The 18,577-nt window shown below is 67.5% G+C and carries 12 protein-coding genes and 1 tRNA gene; 9 read left to right on the forward strand and 4 right to left on the reverse strand.

What is annotated here, in order from left to right:
- The first annotated feature begins 94 nt into the window (after positions 1-94).
- Positions 95-1,021 carry an NAD(+) diphosphatase gene (nudC, locus tag GD627_RS05450; protein WP_246165319.1) on the forward strand — a complete coding sequence of 309 codons (927 nt, stop codon included), beginning with the start codon at positions 95-97 and terminating at the stop codon, positions 1,019-1,021.
- Complete coding sequence (locus GD627_RS05455) at positions 1,018-3,144, forward strand: ATP-dependent DNA helicase UvrD2 (RefSeq protein WP_152271610.1); 2,127 nt, start codon at positions 1,018-1,020, stop codon at positions 3,142-3,144. The genes nudC and GD627_RS05455 overlap by 4 nt, the downstream gene beginning before the upstream one ends.
- 29 nt (positions 3,145-3,173) lie before the next feature.
- Here GD627_RS05455 and GD627_RS05460 read toward each other — a convergent pair whose 3' ends face one another.
- Positions 3,174-4,271, reverse strand: a complete 1,098-nt coding sequence (locus GD627_RS05460; RefSeq protein WP_152271611.1) for a ThiF family adenylyltransferase — start codon at positions 4,269-4,271, stop codon at positions 3,174-3,176.
- Positions 4,272-4,430: 159 nt separating this feature from the next.
- Between GD627_RS05460 and GD627_RS05465 the strand changes: the two genes are divergently transcribed.
- A complete protein-coding gene (locus tag GD627_RS05465; RefSeq protein WP_152271612.1) occupies positions 4,431-5,057 on the forward strand; it encodes a M48 family metallopeptidase in 627 nt (208 codons plus the stop codon).
- A 69-nt stretch (positions 5,058-5,126) separates the two neighbouring features.
- On the opposite strand, the gene GD627_RS05470 is transcribed toward GD627_RS05465, so the two are convergent.
- Positions 5,127-6,626, reverse strand: a complete 1,500-nt coding sequence (locus tag GD627_RS05470) for a zinc-dependent metalloprotease (RefSeq protein WP_152271613.1) — start codon at positions 6,624-6,626, stop codon at positions 5,127-5,129.
- A 264-nt stretch (positions 6,627-6,890) separates the two neighbouring features.
- Here GD627_RS05470 and GD627_RS05475 point away from each other — a divergent pair, with 264 nt between their 5' ends.
- The 3 genes from GD627_RS05475 (at position 6,891) to GD627_RS05485 (ending at position 11,481) form a co-directional block, all read left to right on the forward strand.
- Positions 6,891-8,096, forward strand: coding sequence for a YlbL family protein (locus tag GD627_RS05475; RefSeq protein ID WP_152271614.1), 1,206 nt, complete (start codon positions 6,891-6,893; stop codon positions 8,094-8,096).
- A 213-nt stretch (positions 8,097-8,309) separates the two neighbouring features.
- Positions 8,310-11,315, forward strand: coding sequence for a UPF0182 family membrane protein (locus GD627_RS05480; protein ID WP_425481883.1), 3,006 nt, complete (start codon positions 8,310-8,312; stop codon positions 11,313-11,315).
- 89 nt (positions 11,316-11,404) lie between these two features.
- Positions 11,405-11,481, forward strand: a tRNA-Met gene (locus GD627_RS05485).
- Positions 11,482-11,738: 257 nt separating this feature from the next.
- On the opposite strand, the gene GD627_RS05490 is transcribed toward GD627_RS05485, so the two are convergent.
- Positions 11,739-12,476, reverse strand: coding sequence for a PspA/IM30 family protein (locus tag GD627_RS05490; RefSeq protein ID WP_146361399.1), 738 nt, complete (start codon positions 12,474-12,476; stop codon positions 11,739-11,741).
- Between the two features lie 104 nt (positions 12,477-12,580).
- On the reverse strand, positions 12,581-14,680 hold the full coding sequence (locus tag GD627_RS05495) for a TPM domain-containing protein (protein WP_152271615.1): 2,100 nt from the start codon (positions 14,678-14,680) through the stop codon (positions 12,581-12,583).
- 320 nt (positions 14,681-15,000) lie between these two features.
- Here GD627_RS05495 and GD627_RS05500 point away from each other — a divergent pair, with 320 nt between their 5' ends.
- From GD627_RS05500 to GD627_RS05510, 3 genes are all read left to right on the forward strand, one after another.
- Positions 15,001-16,491, forward strand: coding sequence for a S1C family serine protease (locus GD627_RS05500; protein ID WP_152271616.1), 1,491 nt, complete (start codon positions 15,001-15,003; stop codon positions 16,489-16,491).
- Positions 16,492-16,725: 234 nt separating this feature from the next.
- A complete protein-coding gene (locus GD627_RS05505; protein ID WP_194265966.1) occupies positions 16,726-17,565 on the forward strand; it encodes an electron transfer flavoprotein subunit beta/FixA family protein in 840 nt (279 codons plus the stop codon).
- Positions 17,566-17,629: 64 nt separating this feature from the next.
- Entirely contained in the window at positions 17,630-18,577 is a 948-nt protein-coding gene (locus GD627_RS05510) for an electron transfer flavoprotein subunit alpha/FixB family protein (RefSeq protein WP_152271617.1), read from the forward strand.

The following is an 18,577-nucleotide window of genomic DNA, read 5'->3' on the forward strand; positions in this document are numbered from 1 at the left end:
GGCGCGACATCGGGGGCCAACTACAGTTTGGGGGGAGGGAGTCAGTACGGTAGGTGGTATGAGTATCCCGGCACCGGCAGCACACGTTTCTCCCTTGGGTTTGTTACCGCTGGCCCGGACGGCCGTGGACCGGGGGTCGGACCGCCGGGTCGACCCGGACCATTTCGAGACCATCCGCGCCGACGCCGGAACCCGCGTCATGTATTTGGCCGGCAACCGCGCCCTGGTCCGTGACGGCGTCCTGGTGCTCCTGGATCCGCCGGCGAAGGGCTTCGGGGATGATCCCGTGTATCTGGGCCGGACCCTTGAGCACGCCCAGGTTCCGCTGGGCACCGACATCGTGCTGATGACTTTGCCCGAACCGGATCCCGCGCTCGCCGTCGACGGCGCCGTCTGGGTCAGCCTGCGCGAATCGGCCACCGACCTGGGCGGGCTGGACGCCGGACTGTTCGTCGAGGCAGCGGCAGTCGCCAACTGGCACGCCGTGCATACCCACTGCCCGCGCTGCGGGGCGAAGACCGTCCCGGAACAGGGCGGATGGGTGCGCCGCTGCCCTGAGGATGACAGCTCCCACTTCCCGCGCACCGACCCTGCCATCATCGTCGCGGTGGTTGACGAGGAGGACCGCATCCTGCTGGGCTCGGCGGCCGCCTGGGCCGGCAACCGGTATTCCACCCTGGCCGGTTTCGTGGAGCCCGGCGAGTCCCTGGAAGCCGCAGTCATCCGCGAGGTTGCGGAAGAGTCGAACGTGGTTGTCCACAACCCGCAGTACCTGGGGTCGCAGCCGTGGCCTTTCCCGTGTTCACTGATGCTGGGTTTCACGGCCCGGGCCGTGACGACCGAAGCACGGGCCGACGGCGTCGAAATGTCCGACGTCCGCTGGTTCAGCCGCACCGAACTCGCCGAAGCCGTGCTGAGCGGCGAAATTACCATTGCAGGCCCCATTTCCATCGCACGGAACCTCATCGAGCGCTGGTACGGCGGGACCATTATTGAACCGGAGGCCAACGCCCGCGCATGAGCAGTGAATCACCCGAAGAACGAATCCTGGCAGGGCTCGACGACGAGCAGCGCGCGGTAGCCACCACCCTCACCGGTCCGCTCTGCGTCCTGGCAGGGGCCGGCACCGGCAAGACCCGTGCCATCACCCACCGGATGGCCTACGGCGTGGCCACCGGCGTCTACAAGCCGCAGCAGGTGCTGGCGGTGACCTTCACCGCCCGCGCCGCGGCGGAAATGCGGACCCGGCTGCGGGACCTCGGCTCCGGCGGCGTGCAGGCCAAGACATTCCACGCCGCCGCCCTGAAGCAGCTGCAGTATTTCTGGCCGCACACCGTGGGCGGAGCGATGCCCGGGCTGCTGGACCACAAGGCCCAGATCATCGCAGAAGCCGCCCGGCGCCTCCGGCTGTCCACGGACCGCGCCGCGATCCGGGACGTGGCAGCGGAAATCGAATGGGCAAAGGTTTCCATGCTCACCCCGGACAGCTACGTGAAGGCAGCCGCGGACCGGGAACCCCCGGCAGGATTCGACCTGACTGCCATCTCGCGGATCTTCCAGTCCTACGAGGACGTCAAGGTGGACCGCAACATCATTGATTTCGAGGATGTCCTGCTCATCATGGTGGGGATCCTGCAGGAGGACGAACGGGTGGCGGCAATGGTCCGCGATCAGTACCGGCACTTCGTCGTGGACGAATACCAGGACGTTTCGCCGCTGCAGCAGCGGCTCCTGGACCTCTGGCTGGGATCCCGCGACGAACTCTGCGTGGTGGGCGATTCAAGCCAGACCATCTACTCCTTCACCGGTGCCACCCCGCGGCACCTGCTCGACTTCACCACGCGGTTTCCGGGTGCCGACGTCGTCAAACTGGTCCGCGACTACCGTTCCACACCCCAGGTGGTCGGTCTGGCGAACCGCATCCTGGCGGCCCGCACGGCCGAAGGGGAGCGGAACCGGACCGCACCGCCATGGCCCACGCCGCTGGAGCTGGTGGCCCAGCGGCCGGCTGGCCCGGAGCCGACGTTCACCGAATGCGCCGACGACGAGGCCGAGGCAGCGCACGTAGCGTCCTCCATCAAGGCGCTCATGGCGCAGGGCGTCCAGGCCAGCGAGATTGCTGTCCTTTTCCGCACCAACGGGCAGTCCCAGGCTTACGAACAGGCGCTGGCCTCGGCCGGCGTCGGCTATCAGCTCCGCGGCGGCGAACGGTTCTTCGCCCGGCGCGAGGTCCGCGACGCAGTGCTGCAGCTGCGCGCCGCGTCACGTTCCGTGGGCAACGAACCCGTGCCGCAGCTGGTGCGGGACATTCTGGCCTCGCTGGGCTACACCGCCGAGGCCCCGGCAGGCGGCGGCGCCACCCGCGAGCGGTGGGAATCGCTCGCCGCTCTCGTAGCCCTGGCCGAAGAGCTGCAGGCCACCCGGACCCGCGATCCGGACAGCATCTTCACGATGCAGGACTTCGTGGCCGAGCTCGAAGAACGGGCCGCCGCCCAGCACGCGCCGCGGGTCCAAGGGGTCACCCTCGCATCCCTGCACTCTGCGAAGGGCCTGGAATGGGACGCCGTGTTCCTGGTGGGGCTGAGCGAAGGCCTGATGCCCATTTCCTTTGCCGATACCCCCGAAGCCGTCGATGAGGAACGGCGGCTGCTGTACGTCGGGATTACCCGTGCCAGGGAACACCTCTCCCTGTCCTGGTCCACGGCCCGGACGCCGGGCGGACGGGCCAACCGGAAACCCTCACGGTTCCTGGACGGGCTGCGGCCCCGAACTGAACGGGACGCCGGCCGGACCGCCGGCCCGGCCCGGCAGACCCGGCGGAAGCCCGCCGGACCGGCAAAGTGCCGCATCTGCGGCGTCCTGCTGACGACGGGTGCCGAACGCAAGGTCGGGCGCTGCGGCGACTGCCCCGTGACCTACGAGGAAGCCACCTTCGAAGCGCTGCGCGAATGGCGCCGCGAAGCAGCGTCCGAAGCCGGCATCCCCGCTTTTGTGGTGTTTACCGACGCCACGCTGGTTGCCATTGCCGAAGACCGCCCGCCGTCCCTGAACCGCCTGGCCACCCTGCCGGGGGTGGGACCGTCCAAACTGGAGCGGTACGGCGAGGCAGTCCTGAAGGTGCTGTCGGAGAGCGCCGAAGCCTAGCTCCGGCGCTCCCCGGCCCGGCCCTGCGGCTATGCCACCCGGGTCCGGCGCTGCAGCCGGCAGCCGCAGGCGGGATGGTAGTCCAGCTTTTTCAGCTGCGGGTAGCCGTCGGATGTCCGCAGCTGCAGGACCGCGGAGAGCACCGCCGGCTGGTTAATGCCGTCCAGGAATACCAGTGCGGCCATGGCGGCAGCTCCGGCGGCGATCACGGATCCGGACAGCTCCTCTCCCTCCGGACCCGACGGCGCGGCGGAGGACGCGGAGGGCGCGGAGGAGGCGGATGCCTGCTCCTGCCTTTGTCCAAGGGCGCCGGCGGCGGCATACCAGCCCGGATCCGTGTCTGCCCGGTGCCGGTCCAGGCATTCCAGGCACGGCGTCAGCCCGGGGACCACCAGCGGTCCAATGTCCCATCCGGCTTCCTGCGCGGTCACTATCAGCCGCGGAACGCTGCCGTCGCCCTGCTCCTGCTGCCGTTCCGATGCCGTGGAACCCACCGCACGGACGGTGACTGCGAGATCCACCGAGGCTGGGACCTGCCCGCCCCGGACGGCGGACACGGTCAGCACCTGGACAGTGGGGTCCACCCGGAACAGGTGCCGTTTGACGGCAGCGGCGCGGTTCATCCCGATGTCCGTCATGGCGTAGGCAGCGCCGACGTCCGCCGGGGACACCACCGCCGGGTCCGCCAGCATCAGGGTTCCAATGCCGGCGGAGGCAAGGGTTCGCGCCAGCAGGGCACCGGCACGTCCCAGCCCGTCAACGGACACCGCCGCCGTGGCCCGCCTCCGGATGGATTCTTCACCGTTGACCCGGTAGGCGGAGGAGAGCCGCTGCGAATCGGGGAACAGGCGTTCCGAACGCAGCGAGGGGATGGGGTCCGCTGTACCGTCATGGGGTACCAACAGCGGGTCCAGAACCTGCAGCAGCGAAGCGGCACGCTCCGGAGGCAGGGACAGGCCGGCGGCCGCTTCCTGCTCCGTCCCGTCCGGAACCCCCTGGCGCAGGACCGCCAGAAACGCGGCGTCTGCATCCTGCAGGTTGCGCAGCAGCAGGGACCCCGGGCCGATCCCCAGCTGCCGGGCACCCGGTGAAACTTCGAGCACATGAATTCCAGGATTGATCCGCATGTCCGGCTCCCTCGCTCTGGTCCTTCCCGCCGGCGTCTTCCGGGTCCGGCGGCACAGCCCGTTCGGCCGGGCAGGTGACCATGCTGGCACGCCGGACCGGAGCGCACGGGGTTATCCACAGGCTGCAGAGGTGTCGGCGGCGGCCGCTACGCTTGGAATATGCCTTCCCCTCAACAGATCGTTGATGCCGTCATCCCGGCCGTAACCAGCAGCGGAATACCCATCCAGGTACGCCGGTCCGCCCGGCGCAAACGGACCGTCAACGCAGTTTTCCGGGACGGGGTCGCCCTGATCTCCATTCCCGCGCATTTCTCCGCCGCGCAGGAAGCGGAATGGGTTCGGAAGATGGTGGCGCGGCTGGAAGAACGCGTCGCAGGTGAGGCGGATCCGGAGGCCGCTGAGGGGAACCTGATGCTGCGTGCCCGCGGACTGTCGCGGACCTATTTGTCCGGACGGGCCCGCCCCCGGTCCGTCCGCTGGGTCAGCAACCAGAACTCGCGCTGGGGATCCGCCACCCCGGCCAGGGGAACCATTCGGCTGTCCGACAAACTGCAGGGCATGCCCCAGTGGGTGGTCGACTATGTGCTGCTTCATGAACTCGCGCATCTGCTCGTGCCCTCACACGGTCCGGCCTTCTGGCGTCTGCTGGAAAGCTATCCGCAGACCGAGACCGCCAAGGCCTTCCTCTCCGGTGCCGCTTTCGCCAGTGCGCGCGGCCTGCGGGGCGAAATGGGGGAGGACACCGGGGACGCGGGGGAGGACACCGGGGAGGCAGAGGAGGATTGACGGCACGTTAAACGCAACTACTCCAGAGGCTGCTGCCTCTGGAGTAGTTAGGGGGACGTGCTGGCCGGACTAACCGACGCCGGGCCTGTCGTCCCCGCCGTTGCCGGTCCCGTCGTCACTGCCGGGTTCATCATTGCCGCCGGTCCCGCCGTCAGAGCCGGATTCGTCGGCACCGCCGTCGGTGCTTCCTGCCTCGGGGGCGTCGGAAGCAGTCTCTTCGGATGCCTCCGCCGGAGTGTCGAATCCGCCGTCGAGCAGGCGCTTCAGTGCAGCATCAACATCGGAGTCGGCAGCTTCCAGCAGCTCCCGCCGCCGGCTGAAGCCCTTCGGATCGTCCAGGTCCTCGGACGTGGGCATCAGGTCCGGGTGCTGCCAGATGGCGTCGCGGCCTTCAATGCCGCGTTCCTCCGTCAGGTGTGCCCAGAGGGCGGCGGCATCGCGCAGCCGCCGCGGACGCAGCTCCAGGCCCACCAGGGAAGCGAAGGTGTGCTCTGCGGGGCCGCCGCTGGCACGTCGCCGCCGGATCATTTCGCGCAGGGCACCCGCCGAGGGAAGGTTTGCCGTGGCGGCTGCGGTGACTTCGTCCACCCAGCCTTCCACCAGGGCCAGAGCGGTCTCCAGCCGTTCCAGGGCGGCGTCCTGCGCTGGGGTGCGCTGGGGCTGGAAGACCCCGCCGGAAAGGGCGGACTGGATGGATTCCGGGTTGGACGGATCAATGTCCCGGGCGGCTTCCTCGATCTTGGACATATCGATGTGGATGCCGCGGGCGTAGCTTTCAATGGTGCCGAACAGATGCGATGCCAACCAGGGGGCCCGTGCGAAGAGACGGGCATGCGCAGCTTCGCGGACCGCCAGGTACAGGCGGATCTCCGCTTCGGGGACATCCAGCCCTTCGCCGAACGCGGCAACGTTGGCAGGCAGCAGCGCCATGGTTCCGGCGGCCAGCGGCAGCCCGATGTCGGTGGAACTGACTACTTCCTTGGACAGTGCCCCCACTGCCTGGCCGAGCTGGATGCCGAACATCGCCCCGCCCATGTTCGCCAGCATGGAGGATGCCCCGCCCATCATGGACTTCATCTCTTCGGGCATCTGCGTGGTGATGGCGTTGGAGAGGGCTTCGGAGATGCTCACGGCCACAGGTTCGGTCAGGCGGCGCCAGGAATCCATGGTGGCTTCCACCCATTCGGCCCGGGACCAGGCGCGGCCAAGGCCGGCGGTGGAGGCAAAATCGGTGGCGGGGTCCAGCCAGAGCTCTGCCAGATGCAGCGCCTCGTCAACCTCGCGGGCTTCGGTGGGGCCGGTGGACGGGTCGCTGCCGGTGGCCGCCACCCGCCGGGCGTTGTCCTTGGCGAGCTGCCAGTTCACGGGCCCGTCCGAGGAGGCACTGAACATGGCCTGGACCTGCTGGAAGATCATCGCCATCGCGTTGGGGTCCGAGGGCAGTCCGGCGGCCTTGGCCAGCTCGGAAGGATCCATGCCGCCCGCTCCGCCGGCGCCGAACAGGCGCGCCAGCATTTCGGACAGCGGATCCTGCGGGTCGTCCCCGCGGTCGGATGGATTGGAGCTCATGGAGTAACCACCGGTCCTGTGGAAGAAAATAAAGCGGAAAATTCGGCCTTCGATGCCCGGCAACCGCCGAGCATATTCCCCTTACGTTACCGGCAGGGGCCAAGCCCTGTCCCGCACGGCCTGTTTCGTTCGCTGTCGGCAAAGCCTGCCCTGCACGGGCGGGGCGGGAGCCGGGCGTAGGCTTGCAGGGTCGGCAGCCCGAAGGCGGGCCCGGCTCCGTACAGCACACGAGACAGCACCCGAGCGCAGGAAAAGGTTGGTCAGTTGCGCCCCTCCCATGACGACAGCAGGACCCCGGCGCACGGCAGCCCGGACACCCCCGCATCCGGGGAGCCCGTCCCGGCTCCGCTGCCGGACGGCAGCTATTCCGTCTATCCGTACCAGGGCCTGGGCGCCGGACGCCCGGGACCGGCGAAACGCACAGCCCGGTCCCGCGCCATGCTCGTCGCCGGAGCGCTCGCCGTCGTACTCGGTGCTGCCGGCCTGCTGCTGCCGGCGCAGTACGTGGTGGAGTCCCCCGGGCCGACGTTCAACACGCTGGGCAGCGCCGGGGACTCGGAGATCATCCAGATCGAGGGGCGGCCGAGCTACCCCACCGACGGTGAGCTGGACCTGACCACGGTCTACGTTTCCGGCGGACCCAGCACCAACATCAGCATTTTCCAGGCGCTGGGCGGCTGGGTGGACACCAACGACGTCGTGTACCCCACCGAATTCCTCTATGCGCCGGGAACCACCAGTGACGAGGTGGATGAGGAAAACGCCGCTGCCATGACGTCGTCGCAGGAGGCCGCCACCGCCGCTGCCCTGACGCACCTCGACATCGGATACACCCAGGAACTCACCGTTGCCGCCGTGGTTGAAGGCGCACCGGCCGAAGGCGTGCTGCAGGCCGGAGACACAGTGGTCGCGGTGGGGGACACCCGGATCGACGGCATCGACACCCTGCGGTCGGTACTGAACGACGGCGGCGGCACGGCTGCCGAGATCACGGTGCGGCGGGACGGGAACGAAGTGACCGAATCCGTGACGCCGCGGCAATCCGACTCCGGCACGTACCAGCTGGGCATCGAACTGGCGACGTCCTTCGAATTTCCCTTTGACGTCAGCATCGGCGCTGGAATGGAACAGGTGGGCGGACCGTCGGCGGGAATGATGTTTGCGCTGGGGATCGTGGACCGGCTCACCCCGGAGTCCATGACGGGCGGCAAACACTTCGCCGGGACGGGCACCATCGACGCGGCGGGCAACGTCGGCCCCATCGGCGGGATCCGGCAGAAGCTCATCGGGGCGTCCGACGCCGGCGCCGAGTACTTCCTGGCGCCTGCGGACAACTGCGGCGAAGTGGTCGGACATGTTCCCGACGGCCTGGACGTGGTGCGTGTTTCTACCCTGGACGAGGCCATCAACGCCGTCGAAAAGCTTGCTGCCGGCGGGAGTGCAGCGGACCTGCCGCAGTGCACCCCCTAGTGGCAGGGGCCCTGCCGTAGTTACGATCGGGACAAGGTTGCCTGCGGCATCCGGTCGAAGTGGCCGCCGCGGAGTAATCCAAGGCAGAATGGTTCAAAGGACGGCTTCCGGGCCATCCGGCGGGGATCTGGACGGTGAATCAAGACCCGAAGATGCTTCCGCCGGTGCATTCCGGAAAGGCCGCGAGCCGACGCACCGAACGATGAGGTAACTGTGACTTCCGGACCAAACGGCCCATTTTCCCCACCCGGCGCGGCCACGGCCGTCGGCAGGCGACGGCGGCGCAGCCCGCTGATCGCCACGCTGATAGTTGTTGCCGTTCTGGTTATTGGCTTTGTGTATTTCTCCCAGGTATATGCAAACATCCTCTGGTACGACCAGCTGGGCTACCTGGAAGTCTTCGTCAAGGAGAACCTGACCAGGATCGCCATGTTCCTGGCCGCCTTCGTCGTGATGGCCGCCGGCGTGTTCGCCAGCATCCGCGTTGCCTATACCTCGCGGCCGATCTATGCGCCCGACAGTGCCCTGCAGGACAACCTAAACCGCTACCAGGCCCAGCTGGAACCGGTCCGCAAACTGCTCATGATCGGTATTCCGATTGTGGTGGGCGGCTTTGCCGGCACAGCCGCGATGTCCATGTGGCAGCAGGCCCTGCTCTTCTTCAACCGGCGGGACTTCGGCAAGACCGATCCGCAGTTCAACATGGACTACAGCTTCTACCTGAACACCCTGCCGTTTATCGGTTTCCTCGTGGGGTTCCTGATCAGCGTCGTCGTCATCGCCGGTATTGCCGGGCTGATGACCCACTACCTTTACGGCGGTATCCGGCTGGAGGAGAAGGGCGTGTTCGTGAGCCGCCCGGCCCGCATCCACCTGGCCGTCATCGCCGCTGCGTTCCTGATCCTGCAGGGCATCAACTTCTGGCTGGACCGCTACGACACGCTGCTGAGCACCTCCGGAACCTGGACCGGTGCCCTGTACACCGACGTTGAAGCAGTCATCCCGACGAAGGCCATCCTGGCCGTTGCTTCGGTCATTGTTGCCGTCCTGTTCATCCTTTCGGCGATCATCGGCCGCTGGCGCCTGCCCATCATCGGTACCGCCATGCTGATCATCACGGCCATCGTGGCCGGCGGTGTCTACCCGTGGATCGTCCAGCGCTACCAGGTCCAGCCCTCGGAACTGAGCCTTGAGCGCGAGTACATCCAGCGCAACATCGACCTCACCCGCGAGGCCTACGGGCTGACCGACACCGAGGTCATCCCCTACGACGCCACGGTGAACGCCAACCCCGGAGCCCTCGCCCAGGACGCCGGCACCACTGCCAACATCCGGCTGCTGGACCCGAACGTCGTCTCGGACGCGTTCGGCCAGCTGCAGCAGTTCCGCCAGTACTACCAGTTCCCCCAGACCCTGAACGTGGACCGGTACGAGATCGACGGCGAGATACAGGACACCGTCATTGCCGTCCGCGAACTGAACGTCGGCGGGGTGCCCAGCGGCTGGGTCAATGAACACATCCTCTACACGCACGGCTACGGCGTGGTGGCGGCACGCGGTTCGACCGTGGGGCCGGACGGCAAGCCGAGCTTCATGGAGTCCGGGATCCCCTCCACGGGCGTCCTTACCGACGGCGGAGCCTACGAGCCGCGGATCTACTTCGGGGAGAACTCCCCGCAGTACTCGGTGGTCGGTGCCCCCGAGGGCACTGCTCCGGTGGAAATCGACCGGCCGCAGACGGGTAACTCCGAAGAGGAATCGCAGACCACTTTCAACGGCGAAGGCGGACCCAGCGTCGGCAATCTGTTCAACCAGCTGGTTTACGCGATCAAGTTCCAGTCCACCGAGCTCCTCCTCGCGGACGCCATCAACGAGGAATCGCAGATCCTGTATGACCGGGACCCCCGCGATCGGGTGGAGAAGGCTGCCCCGTACCTGACAGTGGACAGCAACGCCTACCCCGCAGTCATCGACGGGCGCGTGAAGTGGATCGTGGACGGATACACCACCAGCAAGTACTTCCCGTACTCCACGCAGCAGGAGCTACAGGACGCCACCACTGACTCCCTGACCCCCGGCGCTGCGGCCCTGCCGCAGGAACAGGTGAACTACATCCGCAACGCGGTGAAGGCCACGGTTGACGCCTATGACGGTTCCGTGGAGCTGTACGCCTGGGACACCGAGGATCCGCTGCTGCAGTCCTGGCAGAGCGTCTTCCCCTCCACCCTGAAGAAGTACAGCGACATGTCGGCGGACCTGCTGGCGCACGTCCGCTACCCGGAGGACCAGTTCAAGGTCCAGCGCGAGCTGCTCGGCAAGTACCATGTCACCGAACCGGATTCCTTCTACCAGAACGATGACGCGTGGAGTGTTCCTGCGGATCCCACGGGCGGCAACGGCAATATCAAGCAGCCTCCGTACTACCTGTCGCTGCAGATGCCGGGACAGGACGAGGCAACCTTCTCCTTGACCACGCCGTTCATTCCCTTCGTGAATGAGGGCGGGGACCCCCGCAACGTCCTGTACGGGTTCCTTTCCGCCGATGCGGATGCCGGCACCGGTGAGGCGGGCGTCAAGAGTGACACCTACGGGAAGCTCCGACTGCTGGCACTGCCCACCGACACGGGCGTTCCCGGGCCGGGCCAGGCGCAGAACACGTTCAACTCGGATCCCACCGTTTCCAACGCGTTGAACCTCCTGCGCCAGGGTGCCTCGGAAGTCATCAACGGCAACCTGCTAACCCTCCCGGTCGGCGACGGCATCCTGTACGTCCAGCCGGTCTACGTCCAGTCCTCCGGTGAAGCGTCATACCCGACGCTGCAGCGCGTACTGGTCAACTTCGGCGAGAAGGTCGGCTTCGCCCCGACCCTGGATGAAGCGCTGAACCAGATCTTCGGCGGTGACTCCGGTGCCTCCACAGGGGATTCCGGCAACGTCGGAGCCACGCCGCCGGCTCCGGAGGGGACGGACGTCACGGCCCAGTCGGAGCTGTCAACAGCCCTTTCCGACGCCGGACAGGCCATCCAGGACGGCCAGGCAGCCCTTGGCCGCGGCGACTTCGCAGCGTACGGCGAAGCGCAGGCACGGCTCCAGGATGCCATCACCCGGGCCACGGCAGCACAGGAGCGGATGGAGGGTTCGACGGGCGGAGACGCCGCCGAGCCGGGCGCCACAGCGCCCTCCGACGAAGCCACCGCTCCGGCAGAAGAGGGCAACTAACCGGGCGCGGCGGAGCACTCCGGTGTTCCGCCGCAGCCGACTGCCGGTTTGCACCCTCGTCCCGCGGCGGGTAGAGTTAGATATTGCGCCGCGGGGTGGAGCAGTTCGGTAGCTCGCTGGGCTCATAACCCAGAGGTCGCAAGTTCAAATCTTGCCCCCGCAACCAAAAGCAAGTCCCCCGAGGATCCGTAAGGAACCTCGGGGGACTTTCGCTTGTCCGGGTGCGGGCAGAATTCGACTTCCTTCATGGGGAGCACCCCGTCGCGCATTCCAGGGGCTGGATAGTGTCCAGGCGGGTGTCTACCTGTCCCTGGGGGCGCTCTGCGTCCTCGTCACCGCGCTGCTGATGTCAACGGCTTGCAGACGGCGAAGGGCGGGCACCGGCGGCGCCCGCCCTCAATAGAGCCCCGGGAACGGGAAAGGCTAGTCCTCGAGGGCGGACTGCTTCGTGCCCGAAGACTTCAGGGCAGCCAGGCGGGCTTCCACCTCGGTCTGCTCGCCGAGATCTTCAAGGGATTCGAACTGCGCGTCCAGGCTGGAGGCCGCGAGCTCGTTGGCGCCGCGGACGCGGGCCTCTTCGCGCCGGATCTTCTCCTCAAAACGGCCCACCTCGGAGGTGGAGTCCATAACGTCGATGCTCTTCATGGCCTCGTGCATCTGCGTCTGGGCGGAGGCGGTGCGGGCGCGGGCAATCAGTTCATCGCGCTTGCTGGAGAGCTGGTCCAGCTTGCCCTTCATCTGGTTCAGTCCGGTCTTGAGGCGGTCAACGATTTCTTCCTGCGAGGCAATGGTCGGCTCGGCGCCCTTGGCCTCGTTTTCTGAGGCAATCTGCCGCTGAAGGGCCACCTTGGCAAGGTTGTCGAATTTCTCGGCATCCGCGGTGTTGCCGGCGGCACGGAACTCATCAGCCTTGCGTGAGGCAGCCAGCGCCTTGTTGCCCCAGTTCTGGGCGTTCTGGATGTCCTCGTTGTAATCGTCCTGCAGCATCCGCAGATTGCCGATGGTCTGCGCGACGGCGCTCTCGGCCTCGGCGATGTTGCTGCTGTAATCGCGCACCATCTGGTCGAGCATCTTCTGCGGGTCCTCGGCCTGGTCCAGGATGGCGTTGATGTTGGCCTTGGCCAATTGGGTGATACGTCCGAAAATCGACTGCTTAACCACGGTGTCTGCCTTTCAATCTGCTGTGTTCGGAAAATTCCCGCCTCCGCGTTTGACGCGGTACGGGTACATCTTGGTGCACTTTCGCTTCGTTCGACCCCGGCAGGCTAGAAGTTTCCGCCGGACGAGCCGAAGCCGCCGCCGCCACCGAAGCCGCCGCCACCGAAACCGCCGCCGCCGAAGCCGCCGAAGCCGCCGCCGCCCCATCCGCCGCCGTGCGAGCCGCCGCGCAGGATGGAATCAATGAGGATACCGCCCAGCAACGCGCCGCCCAGGCCGTTGCCCCCGCCGCCCCCGCCGTAACCGCCGCCGAATCCGCCGCCGAAACCGTCAACGTCCTGCTGAGCCATGTCCGCGGCCTGGGCGGCCAGGGCATTGGCCTGCTGGGCGTAGGCCAGGGCGCTCACCGGATCCCCGGCCTGCATGGCCACGGCTTGCTGCAGGTTGCGTTCGGCTTCAGCCAGGCGTGTGCGTGCCTCGCTTCCCACGCCGCCGCGGCGTGCGCGGATGTAATCGGAGGTGCCGGAAATCTGGGCCTGTGCGGCCATGATGGCGTGCTGCAGGGAATCCCGTGCCCGCCGTTCCTGCTCCTGGCGGTCACGGATCCCTTCCAGCGCGGCATCGAGCTGGGCGTTCGCCGTCTCCAGCCGGCGCAGCAGGTCCACCGGGTCAATGGGCCCGGCCTGCGTCGCCTGCTGGACTGCGTCAAGGGCGGAACGGACTCCCGCCGCAGGACCTGCGAGGCCGGGGGCAGTCCCGCCCTGGGCGATGGCGCCGGCCTGGGCGAGGTCCTGGTTGGCATCGGCAACGGCGCGCTGCAGTTCTTGCCGGGTGCCGTCGAGTTCCTGGCTGCGCTTGTCGATCGCGTCCAGCAGCACGTTTGCCTGATGGACCGCTTCTTCGGCAGCACGGACGGAAACCACGGCCGAGGAAGTATCCCCATCGGAGAGTTTTTCATTCGCCGTTGCGGCGGCATTGGTGACAAACGCCAGGCGTTCGTGGGCCTGGTCGATGTTGTCGCTGACCTGGCTGACCGCCGAGGCGGCATAGCGCGAACGCAGCGAGTCCAGCGTCGCCGCGGATGTGCTCAGGCGCGAGGCGGCCTGGTCTGCCGCCTCGCGTGCCTGCTGCAGTGCGGCCGGAGCGTTCTTCTCCAGTTCCCGGAGGGAATCGAACTCTTCCTTGTGCGCCTGCAGCGAATCATTGACGGCCTCGCACCGGCGGATGATTTCCTTCAGCCAGGTGCGCTGCTGCTGTTCGGTGTCCGGTATGTGGTCATCGAGCTGCTGCTGCAGCTTGAAGGATTCACCCATGTGGGCCCGCGCCGCGGCCAGGTCCTCCGAGAAGGTGGTCACGGCGTCTTCACCGTAGGCAGCCATGGCGAAGCCCAGCTCCTGCTCACTGGATTTGATTGCGTCGTCCGCTGCCACGAGCAGGCTTCCCGCACGCTTGCGGAGGTCCGGAACGCTCATGGTGTCCAGCGGATCCACGGGTGCCGCCGGCGCCTGCTGCTGCGCGGGGGCAGCTCCGGCGGATTTGCGGCGCCGGCTGCGGATCAGCAGGGCGGTTCCCAGTCCACCGGCCACCACCACCCCGCCGACCACCAGGGGAGCCACGGCGGCTCCGCCGGACTCCTGTGCGGCGGCAACCTCCCCGCTTCCCCCGCCGGCGATGTCGGCCAGGGAATCGGCGGCGTTCACGGCACTGTTGGCCCACTGGGCGGAGGAGATGTCCTGGGATCCCAGCAGGGGATCAGTGGCGGCGGCCAGGATGGCATTGCGGCGGGCCTGGGTGAGGACGCTCTGGTCCCCGGTGGAAACCTGGATTTTCCGGTCCTCGGTGGCAATGCTCAGGAGCGCTTCCTTGGCTCCCATGCCTTTGCCCTGGACCACCTCCCGGGACCAGGCCACGGGGTCCGAGGGGTTGGTGAAGGAATCCACGTAGACAACATAGAGGGTGTACCCGGTGTTGCGCTGCACCTCGGAAATGGCCTCCTGCACCTCCGAGGCATCGCTGCCCAGCACGTCGGCCGGGTCGACTATGTATTCGCCGGGCGGGATCCGCACGGGTGATTCGGCCGGAACACGGATAACCGATCCGGCCGCGGCCCGGGGAAGGTCCAGGGGTCCGGCGACAGCCGCGGCGGGGACCAGGACCGTCACTGCGCTCAGGCCGAGTACGGCCGCCAACCTGTTCCGTAACCGCATAAAACATCCTTTGGTTTTCGACTTGGCCGGTTCCACAGGCCGTGAGGGGCAGCATATGACCTTGGTACCGAGTCTAGGGGCCGCCCTATGCCGCGTCCACCGGGCCGCGGGCGGGCCGGCGCTGCGTAGACCTCCGGGCCGGGCGGCCTGACCTGCGCATTTACCGCAGCTGAGGGCGGTTCCCGATACAACGGGCATTCGGGTTGTTCACAGCCGATGTCCAGCAACCGTCCTCGTATGTCCCAGCTTGCACTGTCATAGTTGTACCAACACGTTGTCGCTAGACCATGGGCAAACCGAACCTTGAAAGGACAACCCACATGACTGAGCAACACGGGGGAGCCGACGAGCGTCCGCTGCCTCCCCGCCCGCCCGCTCCGCCGTCGTTCCCGGGAGCCCAGGGGGGTCAAACCTCCAATGCTCCTCAGTCCGGCGAGCGGATCAATCCGCCCACGGAGCCGCTTCAGGGCGCTCCCGTATCCGGACAGCCGGGCACCGGAAACGGACCCGCCGCCCCCGGCGCAGCTCACGGATCCTCCCCGTACGGGGCTGCGCACCCCGGCACCGCATTCCAGGCCCCTGCCGGAACCGCACCGGCACGCGGGTCACGGGCGAAGAGGTTCGGCGCCGGCACACTGGTTGGGGGCATGCTGCTGGCAGGGCTGCTCGGCGGCGGCGTGGCTGTAGGGGCCAACGCCCTCATGGACGACGGCGACGCAGCTGCCCGGGCCAGCCAGCCGCAGACCGTCGTGGTGAACAACGAAGACAGCGTCAACTCCGTCACCGCAGCGGCAGTAAAGGCCGGTCCCAGCGTTGTCACCATTGAAGTAGCCGCCTCGGGAAGCACCGGCACCGGGTCCGGGATCATCCTGGACAACGACGGCCACATCCTGACCAATACGCATGTGGTGACGCTCGGAGGCACCGCCGCCAACCCCGACGTCGAGGTCCAGACCTCCGACGGACGGGTGCTGACCGCCACCGTGGTCGGTACGGATCCGGTATCGGACCTCGCCGTGATCAAGGTGGATGCCGACGACCTGACGCCGGCTGCACTGGGAGACTCCGGGAAGCTGAATGTCGGAGACACCGTTATTGCCATCGGTGCGCCGCTTGGCCTGTCCGGAACCGTCACCGACGGTATTGTCTCCACACTGAACCGCACTATCAGCGTCCAGTCCTCTGCCGCCCCGGAGGGGTCGGACAGTTCCGATGCCCCCGAGGACAACGGTTTCGGCTTCCGGTTCGCGCCGCCGGACGGCTCCTCGCAGGATCAGAGCACCGCTGAGAGCTCGATCTTCCTCAACGTCATCCAGACCGACGCCGCCATCAACCACGGAAATTCCGGCGGCGCCCTGGTGAACACCGACGGCGAGGTCATCGGCGTGAACGTGGCCATCGCCTCGGCCGCCTCGGGTTCTGCCGGCGAGGACAGCGGCAACATCGGCGTCGGCTTTGCCGTGCCGATGAGTTACGCCGAGCGCGTCGCCGAGGAAATCATCAAGGACGGGTCGGCTACGCACGGCTACCTCGGTGTTTCGGTTACCCCGGCAACCGCGTCCGACTCCTCCTCGACCTTTACGGTAGGGGCGAAAGTTGCCGAGGTAGTGCCCGGCTCGCCCGGTGAAAAGGCAGGACTGCGCGCGGGGGACGTGGTCACCTCGGTGGACGGCATCCCCGTGACCGATGCCCAGTCACTCACGGCTGCGATCCGCATGCAGCCTGCCGGAGGCAAGGTGACCGTCGACTACACCCGCGGCGGGAAGGCAGACAGCGTCGACGTCACGCTCGGTGATTCGGCCAAGCAGTAAGCGCATCTGTTTCGGCAGGAGCCTTATGGCGGCTCACTGAACAAGGGCAGGGCCGTCCTGCGGAAGACCTCCGCAGGGCGGCCCTGCGGCTGTCTGCCGGGGCTCCGCCGGGGCTGACGGGAAAGCCCGTCCAGTGTGTGATTAGCTTTAATGGCACCGCTGCCCGGGCGGTGCGCGTCGGCGGGGGAATCCCTTAGCCGCTGAGAACCGATTTCCTTACCGGAAAGGCGCCGAATGCAGGAGTCAGCCACCCGTCCGCTGAACATTGTTGTTTTGGTCAAGCATGTCCCCGACGCACAGTTTGACCGGCACCTCACCGGACCCGGGCATACCCTGGACCGCGCCGAAAGCATTCTCTCCGAGCTGGACGAATACGCCCTCGAAGCCGCGCTGCAGCTGGCCGAGGCACGCGGCGGGGAGAGCGCCGGCAACCGCGTCACGGCCCTGGCCATGGGACCGGCGGCCGCAGTGAACGCAGTGAAGAAGTCCCTGCAGATCGGCGCCTATGCCGGCGTACACCTGACCGACGATGCCCTCGCGGGATCCGACGCGGCCGGCACCTCACTGGCCCTCGCCGCGGCCGTGCGTGCCCTCGAAGAAACCCAGGGCCCGGTGGACCTGGTGATCACGGGGATGGCATCCACCGACGGCGAAACCTCGCTGGTTCCGGCGCAGCTCGCCGAAAGGCTGCAGCTGGCACAGGTGACCTTCGCCTCCGAGCTCGCAGTCGCCGACGTCGACGGTGCGGCGGTAGTGACGGCCCGCCGCGACGGCGACTCCTTCACGGAGACGGTCGACGCACCGCTGCCCGCGCTCGTCTCGGTGACGGACCAGGCCAACAACCCGCGCTACCCGAACTTCAAGGGCATCATGGCGGCCAAGAAGAAACCCGTCACCGTCCTGACACTCGCCGATATCGGCGTGGACCCCGCACAGGTGGGGCAGGACGGCGCCTGGACCGCCGTAGCGGCTTCGGCCCCCCGGCCGCCGCGCTCGCAGGGAACCGTCATCACCGACGACGGCACAGCCGGCGTGCAGCTGGTGGAATACCTCGCCGCGCAGAAACTGATCTAAGACTTCTCCTGCATTGAACCGGCGCTGCGCAGGCGCCGCCGCCTACATCCCGAAGGAGCGCATCATGGCGTCCGTCCTGGTTTTTCTTGATGTCCCAGCCCTGCCCCTGCCGCGGGCTGCCCGCGAACTGCTGACCCTTGCGGGCACCGTGGGGACACCGGTGGTCGCTGCCGCACGCCGTGTGGATCCGGCCATGCTCGATGCCCTCGCCTCCCACGGCGCCGTGAAGGTCTACGAACCGGCAGGGGAGCTGGACGCCGTCCTGGTGGCCGCCAAGGCCGCCTTCCTGGCAGATGCGGCGAAGACCGAACAGCCCGACGCCATCCTGCTGGGCAATTCCTTCGAGGACCGGGAGATCGCCGCCCGCACCGGCATCAAGCTGGGCTCCGGTGTCATTACCGACGCCGTGGCCGTGGCTCCCGATCTCGCCGTCACCAAGTCGGTGCTGGCCGGGTCCTATACGTCCACGTGCCGGGTACGGACGGGCACGCCCGTGATCACGGTCAAAGCCAACAGCGTCGAACCCGCACCGGCCGATCCGGCTGCCGCGGCCCCGCAGCTGGTTGAGGTGCCGCTTTCCGACGCCGGCCCCGCCGCCCGGGTCACCGGCCGTTCCGGCAAGCGCGTCAGCGGACGTCCCGAACTGGCCGAGGCGCGGGTCATCGTGGCCGGGGGCCGCGGCATGGACGGGAACTTCGGTCCCGTGGAAGAACTGGCGGACCTGCTCGGCGGCGCAGTGGGTGCCTCGCGGGCGGCGACGGATGCCGGCTGGATCGAGCATTCCGCCCAGGTGGGCCAGACCGGCAAGACGGTTTCCCCGCAGCTGTACATTTCCGCCGGCATCTCCGGTGCCATCCAGCAGAAGGCCGGCATGCAGACCGCCAAGGTGATCGTTGCGGTCAACAAGGACGCGGACGCGCCGGTGTTCGAGATTGCGGACTTCGGCATTGTGGGCGATGTGTTCTCCGTGCTGCCCCAGGCGGCCGAGGAGATCCGGAAGCGCAGGGCCTAG

Origin of the sequence: Arthrobacter yangruifuii, from assembly GCF_009192775.1 — a bacterium.
GTDB lineage: Bacteria > Actinomycetota > Actinomycetes > Actinomycetales > Micrococcaceae > Arthrobacter_B > Arthrobacter_B yangruifuii.